This is a genomic window from Natrinema saccharevitans, from assembly GCF_001953745.1.
Classification (GTDB): domain Archaea; phylum Halobacteriota; class Halobacteria; order Halobacteriales; family Natrialbaceae; genus Natrinema; species Natrinema saccharevitans.
Genome location: NZ_LWLN01000001.1, coordinates 2,748,804 through 2,761,843, shown reverse-complemented (window position 1 = coordinate 2,761,843; position 13,040 = coordinate 2,748,804). Strand labels below are relative to the sequence as shown.

Below are 13,040 nucleotides of genomic sequence, written 5' to 3'. Positions count from 1 at the left end.
CCCTCGAGCCGGTGATGACTCCGCGTTCAGTACTGTTCTTTGACCCTGTCGATCTGACAGTCGATGCAAAGATCGTCGGCGAAACAGGCGACGTTGTCGTGGGGGCAGTCGTACTCCTCGACGTCGACGGAGAGGCGGCGTTTCGCGCGTTCCCACTCCGTCGCCCAGTCGTCGATCGCCATCTCCGCGGAGGTAAAGACGACCTCGCCGTCCCGGTCGACGATCTTCGCGACCGTGACCGAGCGGTGAGTGGCTCTGACGACGTCGATGGCCTCTTCGTACGACACACAGCGGATCTCCTCCCGGCCCGACTGGTCGTCCAGCAGGTGGACGGTAATGGAGCCGTCGTACTCCTCGGTCGGCTCCAGTCCGTGAGTCATATCGGCAGTATCGGAACCGCATGGCAAAAAGTTGCGCGTCGGTGGCTCGGACTCGGTTCGCTTCCGGCGGCTCCCATGACGGTCGATCGAGTACAGTACGCGGCCTCGAGCCGTCGCTCAGTCGCTCACTTCGTTCAGGTTACTGCTACAGAAACGTCTGGGTGCGAGAATCGAACCCGACTGCGAGACTCGTTTCACTCGTCTCGCGTGGTTCGATCTCGCCGTCCGGCCTTCTTCGTCACTACGTTCCTCAGAAGGTCCGGGTGCGAGAATCGAACCCGCGTCTCAGCCTCCACAAGGCTGAAGGATAACCACTACCCCAACCCGGACGCGCTTACACCTGAACCTACAGCCGGTTGGACTAAAATACGTTACGACTCCCGGACGGAGTGTGCGACGCTCTCGCTCGGTTTCGGCCGGTGGTCGAGTCGCGACCGAGACGTTTTTCGATCCGCGGGCGCTAGCCCCGCCAACGCGTGGCCATCACCGACAAGATCTACGTCAAGAACCACCGCCAGCTCAGCTCCCAGCTCGAGACGAACATCCCAAAAGGGGCGTTCAAGGGAGCGACGCTGGATATGCTCTTCCAGGGCGAGGGCCTCGAGAAACTCGACGACGCGACCCGCGATCGGGTCCTGGATTTCACGCAGGACTTCCTGGATTGTAGCTGCGACAACAACCCCTACTGTGGCTGTCCCGAGCGGAAGTTCATGACGTACCTGCTCGAGTTGCGCGCCGAGGGGCTCGGCCCGGACGCGATCGTCGACGTGATGACCGACGACTACATGGTCTATGCCTACTCAGGCGACGTCCTCTCGTTCCTCGATAACGCCGTTCGAACCCTCGAGGCCGCCGAGGGATTGGCACGAGTCGACGGTGCCGAGGAGAAACACGACGAAATCCGGCGGGCGAAGCGGAACCTCGAGCGGTGAGCGATCGGTGGCCCATTCTCCGATTCGACTCCTGTACACCGGACCGACGCTTCGTCTCTCGACAGTAGCGGCCCACCTACGCGTTTCGAACATTATTAATTATCTATAATCGTCGAGCGCGACATCAGTAGGTTTTCCGTATCGAGAACCGATGGCGGACACGACGATAGAGACGATCAACACGATGCTCGATAGCGTGCAGGGGGAACTCGAGGATCCGGATCTGCGGTTCAAGATCCGGACCGCGCGCCAGCTCCTGCTGGTGATCGAAGAACGACACGACATCGGACGGGACGCGCTCGCGGACGCCGACCTCGACGACTCGACCCGCGAGGACTTGCGGCAACTCGGTTATCTGGGCGTGGACGACGACCGGTAGGTGCGTTCCGACCGGGACCGCGTCGTCAGTGCAACTGGTAGGATTCGTCCTCGTCGTCGAGTTCGTCGAGCAACAGGATTTCCTCTTCCTCGTCCTCGAGGCGGTCCTGCAGGTCGTTGACGTAGGCCTTGTACTCCTCGAGTTGTTCCCGGAGGTGTTCGGCCTCGAGTTCGAGGCGCTCGTGTTCGCGGACGAACTGCTTTGGCACCTCGACGGTCGGCGGGAACGAGACCTCGTCCCCGTCGTCCGCCCGGGCCGCGAGGTCCGTTTCGGGGACGACTTCGACCTGCCCGTCGTGTTCGACCAACTGGTCGACGTAGTCCCGGAAGACTGCCGACAGCGAGATGTCGCGCTCCTCGGCGATCGCCTGCAGCGCCTCGAAGGCGTCCTCGTTGACCCGAAACGAGATGGTCTTGTTCTTGTTCCCCATCGGTACACCTAGTCGTCGTTCACGGAACTTAACTATTAGTCAGACGCGGGACGTCCCAGCAACCGCTGGCCGTGTTCGGGTATCCGAGCGGGCCGTAACGGCTGCGTTCATGTACGCTGTCCCGACCCGACAGGCGATGGGCCTCGAGGCCCAACGCGGCGTATGTTGACCGTCGACCGAGATTGCATTGGCGACCGCCTCGAGTTAACGGTGCCGGCCAGGAGTGAGACCGACGCGGGCGACGCCGCTGCGGACCGGTGACGGGTGCCGGTCGCTCGATGGACGCCATCTCGGGACCCCACGCCGGCCGACCACTGCTCACCGCCGGCGCGCCCGCGATGGCCGCCGACGCCGCGTTCGTCGTCTGCCACGGCCGCGGCGCGACCGCCCAGAGCGCCGTCAACCTCGTGGAGCCGGCGGTTCGCCACGGCGTCACCATCCTCGCTCCCGACGCCGAGCACAGCCGCTGGTATCCCAAACCCGACGACCGCGCCGCGAGCCGACAACGAGCCGTGGCTCTCCTCCAGCGCCGACGCGATCGCCGCGGCGCTCGAGACGGCGGCCGACATCGGTGTTCCGCGGGAGCGAACGCTGATCGGCGGCTTCTCGCAGGGTGCCGCCGTCGCCGCGGAGTTCGTCCGCCGGAATCCGACGCGGTACGGCGGCGTCTTCCTTCTCTCCGGGACGCTTCCCGGCTCGAGCGATGAGCGCCGATCGGCGTCGGTCGACGACTCGCTCGAGGGGACGCCGGTACTCGTCGGCTCCGGCGCGGACGACCCCTACGTCGACCGCGACCGCGTCGCCGAGACGGTCCGGTTCTTCGCACGAGCGAACGCCGCGGTCGACGAACGGCGCTACCATGATACGGGTCACGAGGTCACCGACGACGAGTTGGCGGCGATCGGCGCGATGCTCGAGGCGCGTCTGGACGAGTGAGTCGGACTCGACGTCCCCTTCCCGAAGGATTCTCTCGAGCGAACGGCAGCTCCGGTTCGACGGGAACCCCGGCGCATCCGCCGCGAGTGTTCGCCGCTGTTCCGCCAAGCTCGATACCCCCACTGAGTCGTTACTCGCCGCGTCCGACCGTGATGACAGGAACTGGCGCGGAGCGGACGGTCGTTTCGGCGACGCTCCCGAGCAGGAGTCGATCAGTCCCGCGTTTCCCGGTCGTCCCCATCACCACCGTGTCGATGTCGTTCGATTCGACGGCGTCGAGTATTTGCTCGGAAGGCGTGCCGTGTTCGACGTGCCGGACGACGTTCGTAACGCCGTGGGACTCCGACTCGGCGACGACGTCCTCGACGGCATCGGTGGCAGCCCGTTCGCTCTCCTGGCCGGATCGGGTCGAGCGAACGTCCGGACCGAGTGAGGCGTCGTCGACGACGGACAGCACGTGAACGGTCGCCTCGAGGGCCGCTGCAAGGGAGAGTCCGTACTCGGCAGCGTGCGTTGCACCGGGGCTCCCGTCCGTCGGTACGAGGACGTTCTCGTAGGGGAACACTAGTTGTTCGTCGGGCTGCATCCGCGCCGTTAGAACGGGGACGGAAGAAAGACGGACGACCGTTTCGGTGACGCTTCCGAGAAGGAACCGTGACACTCCCGTTCGGGCGTGCGTCAGCATCACGATCAGGTCGTGGTCGTGCCGGTCGGCGTACTCGACGATCGCCGGCGCCGGATTCCCCTGTACGATGTCTGAATCGTAGTCCGCCCCGAGCGTGTGCAGCGTTTTCTCCGCTTCCTCGACGACGTCCTCTCCCTCCTCGACGAGTGCGTCGACGACTTGCGTTTCAACGACGGTGACGCTGTCACGCGTCGTATCAGCGACGAAGAGGACGCGGATGGTGGCGTCGGCCCAGTGTGCGACCTCGGCAGCGTGATGCAACGCCGCTGCAGCTTCGTCGCTCCCGTCGAACGGGAGCAGAATGTTCTGGTACATACCTTTCGAGGTCCTACGAGGGGCATCTCCAAATGTGTTTGTTACCCTCAGGTACCGGTACTCCAGAAACCGAAACGAGGAGCAGAACCCGTCCGCTCACCACGACGCTCGGAACGAATGAGACGAGTCTCCGAGTCGACAGATGTCGAGGAATCGCGCTACCGTCGCCTCGAGGATGTCCACGAGCAGTCAGTCGACCGTCGCGCTCTCGTCGAGTTGGATCCAGTGATCCTGGCCGACGCGGAGGGTGGCTTTGAGCGCGCCGAGGACGACGGGACCGAAGAACAGCCCCATGACACCGAAGGCGTACGCACCGCCGAGGATACCGAGGAGGATGACGGCGGGGTTGAGGTCCGCGTATCTATCGACGGCGAACGGACGGAGATAGTCGTCGGTGAGCCCGACGATGATAACGCTGTAGACGAACAGTCCGACGGCGAGTAACGGTTCGTCGGCGAGATACAGATGGACCACGGCCCCACCCCAAACCGGGATCGCACCGATGAGCGGAACCATCGCGAGAACGATCATGACGGCCGTCCAGAACGCCGCGTTTGGGGTGCCAGTGACCGCGAGCCCGATCCCGGCGACGACTCCCTGGACGAAGGCGACGAAGACGTGCCCGAAGAGAACGCCCCACATCACGTCGTCGATTTCGGCGTAAAGGTCGCGCTGGATGTCCCTGGGGAGTGGAACCGTTCGGTGGAGCCAGTCGACGAGATCGGTGCCGTCTTTGAGGAGATAGTAGACGAGAAAGAGCGCCAGCGCGATCCCGATGAGGTGGAACGTGACCGTGCTGATCGTCTGGGTCGACCGTGCTAACACGGTCGTTCCGATTTCCTGTCCGTAACTGGCGAGTTCAGAAACGATATCGACCTCTTGTCCGGTCACGTCCTCGATACGGGATTCGATTACCTCTACCTGCATCGCGTCGGCGTCGTAGTCCTGGAGGATTCGTTCGGCGCTATCCGCGACGGTCGCGAGGACTACGGTGAACGGCGCGACGACTCCGGCGACTGCCAGAACGACGAGGGAGAGTGCAGCCACCATCGGCGACGTGTACTCTTCGAATCGGACTTGCAGCGGGTAGAGTACGTACGCGAGGAGTACGGCACCGAGGACGTACTGGAGAAACGGTTGAATCAGTAAGACCGACAGTACGAAAAGGACGGCGATGAGAGCCAGGAGAAACCCTTTACTGAGATTCACGGCCGCGAATTAGTCAGCTAGTGACGAAAAGATTTGCGCTCACCCCGAGAACGGCGGTATGGATACTGACGTTGTTGCGGTATGCGACCCGAATTCGGTGGGGTAGACCTCGGAGTGGGCTCGCCGAGGGGTGGTGCCAGTTCGAACGCAGTCCGTCTCTCCCGTCTGCCCGCAGTAATCGCGTTCACGGGTGATATGCTATCCGACCGTTTCCCGCTTTTCCTCTGGAGACGTCTGCCCTTTCAGCGGCTACTATAGTAGACGCGAAAAGGCACCGGAAACCGAACGATGGTCGGCGGTTCAGACCGTCGCTTCCGCGTCGTCGCTCTCCTCGACGTCCTCGAGTTGCTCGAGGGCCTGGATGACGTCGTTGCGGTAGTTGACGACCGGCGAGTCGTAGCGCTCGCGGGCCATCCGGGCGTACTCGTTGGCCGGCGCGGTCGAGCCGCTTTCGGGCGCTTCCTGCTCGGCTTCCCACGCCTCGAAGGCCTCGATGCGGTCGAGGGTACGTTCGGCGGTCTCGACGACCCAGCGGTCGCGGGTGGCGTCGTCGACGACCGCGATGGACTCGGGCCGCAATGAGACGTTGACCGTGCCGTCGTCGGTCTCGTAGGTGCGTGGTTTGCCGACGATCGAGACGTACGCCGGCGGCTCGGTGTCCCGCAGGACCGCGGCGGCTTCCGGCTGGTACTGGCCGGCGTAGACGAAGAACGTCCCGGTCGGGTCGACGACCCGGCCGCGCCAGTACTCGCTTTCGTCGCCGACGTCCTCGGTCTCGGTCAGGGTGCCCACGACGAACACGCGGTTCGCGCGGTCGCCCGTCGGTAAGAGCGCGTAGTTGGGCGCGCGCTCGTCGTCGCTCTCTTTGAAGGTGTACGTCGAGTCGTTGAATTCGGACGCGAAGACGCGGCGGGCGACTTCGCGAGTGAGTTCTGCCTCGCTCATGTCACATCGACCTCGCTTTGATCAGCAGTTCCTCGCCATCGATCGGCCCGTCGAGTTCCTCGACGTCGTCGGCCAGCACGTACCGGCCGAAGGTCGGCCCCTCGATGCGGTAGTAGGTGCCGACGATGTCCTCGCGGATCTCGTCGGCGACGATGGTCGTGTCCAAGGCGTCCATCGCCATCTCCTTGGCCTCCTCTAAGCTCAGCCCCGTCAGGTTCTCGGTGGCGTCCTTGTCGAAGATGACCTCGTGGGCGTCGATGCCGTCGTCGACGACGGCCTTGATGCGGAGGTCGAACTCGCCTTCGCCCTCGCCGTGTTCGTTACAGCGGCCGTTCTGGAGGACGCGGGTACAGCCCTCCTCGGGACAGCGCTTGATCAGCCCGCTGCCGCTTTGCATGTCGACCAGCGCGCCCTCGATCTCGCTCGTGTCGTTGCCGACTTCGAGGTCCTCGTCGAGTTCCTCGATCACCGTCGTCGAGTTGAGTTTGACCGAGTACCGGCCCTGGTACTCGTCGGTGACGACGTTGCGAAGTTCGTAGACGCCGCCCTCCTCGAGCGCGGGGAGGTCGGATTTGGCCCACTTGGTGAACTTGATCGTCCCCGTCGGGTCGCCCAGCAGGCCGACCTGCGCGACGGAGTCGCTCCGGGGATCCCAGAGTTCGATGACCTTCGCAGTGAGGTCGATCCACTCCTCGGGCTCGTCGACGTCCTCGACGTTGGCCGCCTCGCTGTCGCCACTCGAGATGTCCTCGCGCTCTAAGCCGGCCTCCTCGAGGTAGTGGTTGGTGACGCTTCGGCGCGCCTCGTCCATCGGTACTTTGTACTCGTCGACGAGCGTCGTCAGGCGCTCCTCGACGTCCTCGACGTCGACGTCGAGGTGGTCCGAAAACTGCTCGTGGATGTCGTCCGCGTGTTGTCGTACGTCGCTCATTGGCTTCACGCCTCCTCTTCGGTTTCAGTGGGAGGCATACGTCCGTTCACGCCCGATAGTATTTAAAGTACCGGCACCGGAGCGAAAGTGAACGACAGCGGAAGAAACCGCAAGACGGCGTTGTGTAGTAGATTCAGTCTGCCGGCCGACGGCGGTGTGGCCGGGTTCTGCCGGCGGCGGGTGCCGGGAGCGGGGAGAAGGGTTACTGCCCGCCGACCTCGAGCGCCGTTTCGAGGGCGTCACCGATCGTCTCGGTCCCCGCGTCGTCGACGCCGACCAGCGGTGGACGGACCTCGTCGGCGTCGAGGACGCTGCGCTCAGCGAGAGCGGCCTTCGTCGCGGGCGCGAAGCCGTGGCTCGTACAGGCCTCGAACAGCGGCGAGATGGCGTCGCGCTGTAGCTCTCGGCCGCGCTCCTCGTCGGCCCGGGCGAACGCCTCGCCGAATACTTCGGGGACGACGTTCGACAGGGCGTTGATTCCGCCGTCGGCCCCCATCCGCAAGGCGGGTACCAGCAGGGCGTCGTATCCCTGCAGACAGCGGAACTCGTCGGGCGTCGCCCGCAGCACCGAGAGGAAATACGCGAGGTCGCCGCTCGAGTCCTTGATCCCGAGGACCTCATCGCGATCGGCGACGGCGGCGACGGTCTCGGGTTCGATGCGCCGGCCCGTACACTGCGGAATGTTGTACAGCAAGACGGGGAGCGCGGCGTCCTCGAGGACGGCCTCGAAGAACTCTCGGTTGCCTGCAGGCGTGTTCGCCGTCGTGAAATACGGCGCGACGATCGCGGCGGCGTCGGCCCCCGCCTCGGCCGCCCGATCGATGGCCGCGACGGTGTCGGCGACGTTCGTGGCGGCCGCTCCCGCGACGACCGGGACGTCGACGCGCTCGACCGTCGCCTCGACGACCCGGTGCTGTTCGTCGGCGGTCAGGCTCGGGAACTCGCCGGTCGTCCCGCAGGGAAAGACCGCGTCGATGCCGCCGTCTTCGAGGTGGTCGAGCAGGTCGGTCAGAGCCGCCTCGTCGATCGCGCCGTCGTCGAAGGGGGTTACCGTCGGTGCGGTGATTCCCCGGAGGGCATCTCGGATAGCCATAGTCGTTGCCTTCGTCGGGATAATGAAAGTCGTTATCATCGGTTCCGCGATCGGGATCGGTCGGCGATCGCCCCGGACCACCGGCGGGCCTATGTGTCCGGCGGTCGAATCGGGGGTAATGGCGGATCGGCGTCGACTCGAGCGGTTCCTGCGCTCGACGCTGCAGGGAGCCGGCGAGCAGTTCGAGGAGCTTCGCAGATCGACCGACGGCCAGCTCGAGGAGGCCCGCGAGGCCTACGAGGTGGCGCGAAACGCCCGCGAGTTACCCACCGACGAGGCGGGCCGGGCGAAGATCGTCTGTCGACGCTACGCCCAACAGCGGGCGGCGAAATTAGACGAGGAGTACCGACCGGCCTGTTACGAGGCGGACCATCCCGACTGCGAGGGCTGTGCCGAAGACGTCCGACGCGGGCGGATCGAGACCTGGTGAGATGGACCGGCCCGTCGTCGCCTGCGTCCTCGCCGGGGGCATCGGCAGCCGGCTCTACCCCGCGAGTCGGGGGGATCGCCCCAAGCAGTTCCTCGAGTTCGGCGGCACCCGCTCGCTGCTCTCGCGGACGGTGGATCGGACCGCCTTCGCCGACGAACGCTACGTCCTGACTCGCGAATCGTTCGTCGACGCGGTTCACGACCGCGCGCCCGAGGCGGGCCTGCTGGTCGAACCCGCCGGCAGGGACACCGGCCCGGCGCTGGTCTACGCCGCCTGGCGGCTCCGCGAGCGGTTCGACCGGGAGCCGGTCCTGCTCTCGCTTCCCAGTGACCACCACGTCGACGACGACGCGGTGTTCGTTGCTCGCCTCGAGCGCGCCGCCGAGATCGCCGCCGAGACCGGCGGTCTCGTGACGCTGGGCGTCGAACCCACGCGACCGGCGACGGGCTACGGCTACCTCGTTCCCGCGGACGGCGGAGACGCCCTTGGAGGGACGGACTACGACGCCGTCGAGCGCTTCACGGAGAAACCCGACCGCGAGGAAGCGCGGCGGCTCCGCGAGTCGGGTGCGTACTGGAACGCCGGGATCTTCGCCTGGACGCCGACCGCCCTCCTTCGGGAGGCGCGGGACTCGCCGCTCGCGGGGCTGGTCGACGCCCTCGAGGCCGGCGAGCCAGAGCGCGGGTTCGACGCGATCGACGCCGTCAGCGTCGACTACGCGATCATGGAGCGGGCAAGCGACGTCTTCGTGACGCCGCTGCCGGTCGCGTGGGACGACCTCGGGACGTGGGATGCGGTCGGGCGGACCCGATCGAACCGCGACGCGGACGCGACGAACGACCGCGTCGCCGGTGGGATTCTCTCGGTCGACGCGACCGACAACGTCGTCGCCGCGCCCGACCGGCACGTCTCCCTGCTCGAGGTCGAAGAGCTGATCGTCGCCGCCTACGACGATCGGATCCTCGTCGCGCCGCGGGAGTCGTCACAGCGGGTCCGCGAGGTCGTCGAATTGCTGCGCGATCGCGACGGGTTTTAAGAATCGAGCCGTCGCGAGGAGTCGGTAGAAAAAACGGGGCAGGTCAGCTTGGCCGGGACGATCCCCCGTTCGTATCGTTCTTTTCGGGCCGCATCGCCCACACGAGGACCGCCAGCGTGATCACCGACCCGAGAATGAGCGTCTCGAGGATGGTTAGTTTGATGCCGAACCACGAGAGCGCCGTCCGGAGTTCGACGATGAACGGGACGAGCATGGCCAGAACGACGAGGAGCGCCCCTTCGGAGATGCGCATCTATCGGATCACCTCACTGAGGGACTCGATGACGGCGGGATCGACCCACGTCGAGAGTCTGACGCCCTCGATGTTGGGTCCGAACAGGCCGCCGGCGTCGATGATGCTCGCGAGCGGGAGCGTGTACGCGATAATCACGAGGACGACGGCGATCGCGGTCCAGAGTTTGAGATTGTCGAGGATGCGCGGCGAGTCCTCGGCTCCGGAGAGCGTATCCGCGTAGGTGTTGTCGGGGATCGACTCGCTGTTGCTGCCGATCGAGGTCATGACCATGTTCAGGAGGAACAGGGCAAGCGACAGCGTCAGGATGGCCGCGCCGAGTGCGACCTGCATGTTGATCTCGCCGACGGTACCCACGGCGGGCTCGAAGTCGAAGCCCTGGTACTGCGGTTCGGCGGTCCGGCGGGGAAGCCCGAACAGCCCGGAGCGGTGCATCGCGTTGGTCATGAACGTCATGCCGATGAACCAGAGGACGACCTGTCCGAGTGCGACCGACCGGTTCCAGAGTTCTTTGCCCGTCAGCTGCGGGATGAACCAGTAGGAGGCGGCCATAAACGTCAGCGCGACGGCAGTGCCGACGGTGAGGTGGAAGTGCCCGACGACCCACCACGTGTTGTGGACGAGGTAGTTGATGTTCATGCCGGCGTTGATCATGCCGGAGAAGCCGGCCGCGGCGAACATCAGGCCCGCAAGCGCCATCCCGGTGAAGATCGGGTCGCGCCACGGGAGCGCCTTCAGCCAACCGAGGTAGCCCTCTCCACCGCGCTGTCGCGCGCCGTGTTCCATGCTCGCGACGACGGTGAAGGCGGTCAGCAGGCTCGGCAGGAGGAGGAACATCGTGTTCGTCATCGCGATGAACTTGTACCCCTCGGCGATGCCCGGATCCAGATACTGGTGGTGAATGCCGAGCGGCGTCGAGAGCAGCAAGAACAGTACGAAGACGACGCGTGCAAGCGGGTCGCTGAACAGTTTCCCGCCGGAGAACTTCGGCAGCATGGTGTACCACATCAGGTACGCCGGCATCAGCCAGAAGTAGACGACGGCGTGGCCGAAGTACCAGAACAGCGTCCGGGTCAACAGCGGATTAACCGACTCGGTGATCCCCAGCGACCACGGCAGCAGGAACACGAGGATCGACGTGGCCACACCCAGCGTGCAGATGTACCAGAACAGCGTCGTCGTCAGGACCATGAAGGTCGGCAGCGGGATCCGCTCGTCGGGGTTCTCGCGCCGCCAGGCCAACCACGTCCGGAACCAGTCGACGCCGGCGAGCCAGGAGCCGACAACGAACAGCACCAAGCCGATGTAGAAGAACGGATGGGCCTCAAGCGGCGCGTAGAACGTAAAGAGGACGTCGGCGTTCAACTTCGAGCCGAGTATCGACGGCGCCGAGTTGAGGAAGCCGCTAAAGATCGTGATCCCGGCGAGTGCCGCGCCGATGACCATCATGATGTACCAGGCCCAGGTGAACCGGACGTCGACGACGCCCCGATCGAGGCTGGTCGTTACCGCCCACGTGAAAGTCCCCACGAGGAAGAAGATCGTAAACACGATCACCAGCAACACGCCGTGGGCGGTCAGTACGGTGTAGTAGTCGGGTGATTGAATGAACCTGAAGACGTCGGTGCGGTGAAGCGCCTGCACCAGCCCGAGCACCCCGCCGATCGCCAGCGCGATGAAGGAACTCCAGAAAGCCGCTTTGATCACTCGCGCCTCGTCGGGGAACTGATCGAGGTAGGCGTTACGCATCGCCGTCACCTCCGTCAGCGGACTCGTTGCCCTCGGAAGTCACGACCGACAGCGTTCCGCTTTCCTCGTAGTCGTCGACGGTCACGGTCCAGTCGTTGTCACCCTCGCCGAGGTCGGCGCTGTCGACGGTGAACTCGACTTCCTCACTGCCGTCGCCGGGCACCGTCACGTCCTCTTCCTGCGTCTGATTGCCGATCTCGAGGGAGACGGTCGTCTCGAGGTCCTCTTGCATGCCGTTTTCCACGTTTGCGGTGATGGTCGTCTCGTTGCCCGCGTCGATCTCGTCGTCGGCCTCGACGGACAGTTCGGTCAGGTCGAACTCGTCTTCGGGGACGACGTTCAGTTTTCCTTCCATCGTGTGGTGAAACTCGCCGCAGTACTCGTTACAGAGGATGCCGTACTCGTCGGGTTCGTCGAACTTCGCGGTCATCTCCGAGACCTGCCCGGGAACGACCATCGTGTTCACGTTCGTTCCCACGACGGAGAAGCTGTGTGTCACGTCCCGGCTGGTGACGTAGAACGTCACCTCGCTGTTGGCCGGTATCTCGATTTCGCTGGGCGTGTACGACCACGCCTGTGCGACGACCGTGACTTCGTACTCGTTGCCGCCGACGTGTTCGACGCCGGGCTCGGCGAACCGTTCGTCGTCGTTGATTTTGTCGGGATTGATGTCGCCACCGTCGTCGTCGATCATCGCGATACCCGGGCCGACCGCCCCGTAAGTGATCGTCGCGATGAAACCAACGATTAACACCATGGAAGCGACGATCCAGACCTTCTCGTAGGTGTGAATGTTCATGCCACTCCCACCACCGTCAGGGCCATTCCGACGACGGTCGGCCCGTTGCCGAGGAACTCAACGAAGTACATGAATATCCATAGCAGTACCAGTATCAGGAAGTAAATTCCGATTAGGATCGCCGTCCCGATCGGGTCGTACTCCTCGTGCCCGAGTGTTCGAACCTGATCGGGCTCCCGTTGTTCTGTTCTGGGACTCATACGGACGAGTAGGGAATAGGGGCGACTTACCATCAACCTTGGTTCCCGATCGATGGGAAGAGGGTGGGGTATTAAGCCCTCGTCGCGCACAGTGGCGAGTATGAATCTCGAGACAGTATCGCCGCGGCTGGCTGCGACCGCGGGGCTACTGGCGATCGTTCCGTTGCTCGTCTACGGACTCACCAACTCGGTATACGCCGGTGCCGTCAGCACGGTCAACGTCGTTCTCATCGTCGGTTCACTGTACGTCGCGATGTCCCCGGTCGAGGGCTCGCACGGCGATCACCACGGTAACGGCAACGGAACTGCCGGGTGACTGCCGCCCGCGAGATGACTCC

General features: G+C 64.6%; 16 protein-coding genes, 1 tRNA gene and 1 pseudogene. 6 read left to right on the top strand and 12 right to left on the bottom strand.

The window, feature by feature from the left end; genetic code table 11:
- Positions 1–26: 26 nt before the first annotated feature.
- Positions 27–380, bottom strand: a complete 354-nt coding sequence (locus tag A6E15_RS14075) for a hypothetical protein (protein ID WP_076147104.1) — start codon at positions 378–380, stop codon at positions 27–29.
- A 257-nt stretch (positions 381–637) separates the two neighbouring features.
- Positions 638–709, bottom strand: a tRNA-His gene (locus A6E15_RS14070).
- A 147-nt stretch (positions 710–856) separates the two neighbouring features.
- On the opposite strand from A6E15_RS14070, the gene A6E15_RS14065 reads away from it, so the two are divergent.
- Positions 857–1,312 carry a DUF5814 domain-containing protein gene (locus A6E15_RS14065; protein WP_066303680.1) on the top strand — a complete coding sequence of 152 codons (456 nt, stop codon included), beginning with the start codon at positions 857–859 and terminating at the stop codon, positions 1,310–1,312.
- 151 nt (positions 1,313–1,463) lie between these two features.
- Positions 1,464–1,691: a hypothetical protein gene (locus tag A6E15_RS14060; protein ID WP_076147103.1), complete on the top strand. Its 228-nt coding sequence runs from the start codon at positions 1,464–1,466 to the stop codon at positions 1,689–1,691.
- A gap of 25 nt (positions 1,692–1,716) precedes the next feature.
- Here A6E15_RS14060 and A6E15_RS14055 read toward each other — a convergent pair whose 3' ends face one another.
- A complete protein-coding gene (locus A6E15_RS14055; RefSeq protein ID WP_076147101.1) occupies positions 1,717–2,121 on the bottom strand; it encodes a ribbon-helix-helix protein, CopG family in 405 nt (134 codons plus the stop codon).
- 257 nt (positions 2,122–2,378) lie between these two features.
- Here A6E15_RS14055 and A6E15_RS14050 point away from each other — a divergent pair.
- A pseudogene (locus A6E15_RS14050) lies at positions 2,379–3,057 on the top strand (alpha/beta hydrolase).
- Between the two features lie 130 nt (positions 3,058–3,187).
- Here A6E15_RS14050 and A6E15_RS14045 read toward each other — a convergent pair.
- The 5 genes from A6E15_RS14045 to A6E15_RS14025 form a co-directional block, all read right to left on the bottom strand.
- The gene (locus A6E15_RS14045) at positions 3,188–4,057 is read right to left on the bottom strand and encodes a universal stress protein (RefSeq protein WP_076147100.1); all 870 of its coding nucleotides are present in this window, start codon (positions 4,055–4,057) and stop codon (positions 3,188–3,190) included.
- A 189-nt stretch (positions 4,058–4,246) separates the two neighbouring features.
- Positions 4,247–5,266: an AI-2E family transporter gene (locus tag A6E15_RS14040; RefSeq protein ID WP_076147098.1), complete on the bottom strand. Its 1,020-nt coding sequence runs from the start codon at positions 5,264–5,266 to the stop codon at positions 4,247–4,249.
- Positions 5,267–5,566: 300 nt separating this feature from the next.
- On the bottom strand, positions 5,567–6,211 hold the full coding sequence (locus A6E15_RS14035) for an RPA family protein (protein ID WP_076147097.1): 645 nt from the start codon (positions 6,209–6,211) through the stop codon (positions 5,567–5,569).
- A 1-nt stretch (position 6,212) separates the two neighbouring features.
- Positions 6,213–7,142: a replication factor A gene (locus A6E15_RS14030; protein ID WP_076147095.1), complete on the bottom strand. Its 930-nt coding sequence runs from the start codon at positions 7,140–7,142 to the stop codon at positions 6,213–6,215.
- Positions 7,143–7,344: 202 nt separating this feature from the next.
- Positions 7,345–8,235, bottom strand: coding sequence for a dihydrodipicolinate synthase family protein (locus A6E15_RS14025; protein WP_076147094.1), 891 nt, complete (start codon positions 8,233–8,235; stop codon positions 7,345–7,347).
- 118 nt (positions 8,236–8,353) lie between these two features.
- Here A6E15_RS14025 and A6E15_RS14020 point away from each other — a divergent pair, with 118 nt between their 5' ends.
- On the top strand, positions 8,354–8,665 hold the full coding sequence (locus tag A6E15_RS14020) for a DUF7091 family protein (protein WP_076148372.1): 312 nt from the start codon (positions 8,354–8,356) through the stop codon (positions 8,663–8,665).
- 1 nt (position 8,666) lies between these two features.
- On the top strand, positions 8,667–9,701 hold the full coding sequence (locus A6E15_RS14015; protein WP_076147092.1) for a mannose-1-phosphate guanylyltransferase: 1,035 nt from the start codon (positions 8,667–8,669) through the stop codon (positions 9,699–9,701).
- A gap of 43 nt (positions 9,702–9,744) precedes the next feature.
- On the opposite strand, the gene A6E15_RS14010 is transcribed toward A6E15_RS14015, so the two are convergent.
- The 4 genes from A6E15_RS14010 to A6E15_RS13995 are packed head-to-tail and all read right to left on the bottom strand — an operon-like array spanning position 9,745 to position 12,702.
- Positions 9,745–9,954 carry a CbaC protein gene (locus tag A6E15_RS14010; RefSeq protein WP_076147090.1) on the bottom strand — a complete coding sequence of 70 codons (210 nt, stop codon included), beginning with the start codon at positions 9,952–9,954 and terminating at the stop codon, positions 9,745–9,747.
- Complete coding sequence (locus A6E15_RS14005; RefSeq protein WP_076148369.1) at positions 9,955–11,703, bottom strand: b(o/a)3-type cytochrome-c oxidase subunit 1; 1,749 nt, start codon at positions 11,701–11,703, stop codon at positions 9,955–9,957. It abuts the gene before it with no gap.
- Positions 11,696–12,502 (bottom strand): cytochrome c oxidase subunit II, encoded by an 807-nt coding sequence (locus A6E15_RS14000; protein ID WP_076147089.1) that lies wholly within the window; start codon positions 12,500–12,502, stop codon positions 11,696–11,698. Before A6E15_RS14000 ends, A6E15_RS14005 begins: the two co-directional genes overlap by 8 nt.
- Positions 12,499–12,702 (bottom strand): hypothetical protein, encoded by a 204-nt coding sequence (locus A6E15_RS13995; protein ID WP_076148371.1) that lies wholly within the window; start codon positions 12,700–12,702, stop codon positions 12,499–12,501. The genes A6E15_RS14000 and A6E15_RS13995 overlap by 4 nt, the downstream gene beginning before the upstream one ends.
- Before the next feature lie 100 nt (positions 12,703–12,802).
- Here A6E15_RS13995 and A6E15_RS13990 point away from each other — a divergent pair, with 100 nt between their 5' ends.
- Positions 12,803–13,018 (top strand): cytochrome-ba3 oxidase subunit, encoded by a 216-nt coding sequence (locus tag A6E15_RS13990; RefSeq protein ID WP_066303708.1) that lies wholly within the window; start codon positions 12,803–12,805, stop codon positions 13,016–13,018.
- Positions 13,019–13,040: the final 22 nt, after the last annotated feature.

Bases quoted from the DNA above. Each gene is read 5' to 3' on its own strand.
- A6E15_RS14075 (WP_076147104.1), bottom strand. From the start codon at position 380: ATGACTCACGGACTGGAGCCGACCGAGGAGTACGACGGCTCCATTACC.
- A6E15_RS14060 (WP_076147103.1), top strand. From the start codon at position 1,464: ATGGCGGACACGACGATAGAGACGATCAACACGATGCTCGATAGCGTG.
- A6E15_RS14055 (WP_076147101.1), bottom strand. From the start codon at position 2,121: ATGGGGAACAAGAACAAGACCATCTCGTTTCGGGTCAACGAGGACGCC.
- A6E15_RS14045 (WP_076147100.1), bottom strand. From the start codon at position 4,057: ATGTACCAGAACATTCTGCTCCCGTTCGACGGGAGCGACGAAGCTGCA.
- A6E15_RS14035 (WP_076147097.1), bottom strand. From the start codon at position 6,211: ATGAGCGAGGCAGAACTCACTCGCGAAGTCGCCCGCCGCGTCTTCGCG.
- A6E15_RS14030 (WP_076147095.1), bottom strand. From the start codon at position 7,142: ATGAGCGACGTACGACAACACGCGGACGACATCCACGAGCAGTTTTCG.
- A6E15_RS14025 (WP_076147094.1), bottom strand. From the start codon at position 8,235: ATGGCTATCCGAGATGCCCTCCGGGGAATCACCGCACCGACGGTAACC.
- A6E15_RS14020 (WP_076148372.1), top strand. From the start codon at position 8,354: ATGGCGGATCGGCGTCGACTCGAGCGGTTCCTGCGCTCGACGCTGCAG.
- A6E15_RS14015 (WP_076147092.1), top strand. From the start codon at position 8,667: ATGGACCGGCCCGTCGTCGCCTGCGTCCTCGCCGGGGGCATCGGCAGC.
- A6E15_RS14010 (WP_076147090.1), bottom strand. From the start codon at position 9,954: ATGCGCATCTCCGAAGGGGCGCTCCTCGTCGTTCTGGCCATGCTCGTC.
- A6E15_RS14005 (WP_076148369.1), bottom strand. From the start codon at position 11,703: ATGCGTAACGCCTACCTCGATCAGTTCCCCGACGAGGCGCGAGTGATC.
- A6E15_RS14000 (WP_076147089.1), bottom strand. From the start codon at position 12,502: ATGAACATTCACACCTACGAGAAGGTCTGGATCGTCGCTTCCATGGTG.
- A6E15_RS13995 (WP_076148371.1), bottom strand. From the start codon at position 12,702: ATGAGTCCCAGAACAGAACAACGGGAGCCCGATCAGGTTCGAACACTC.
- A6E15_RS13990 (WP_066303708.1), top strand. From the start codon at position 12,803: ATGAATCTCGAGACAGTATCGCCGCGGCTGGCTGCGACCGCGGGGCTA.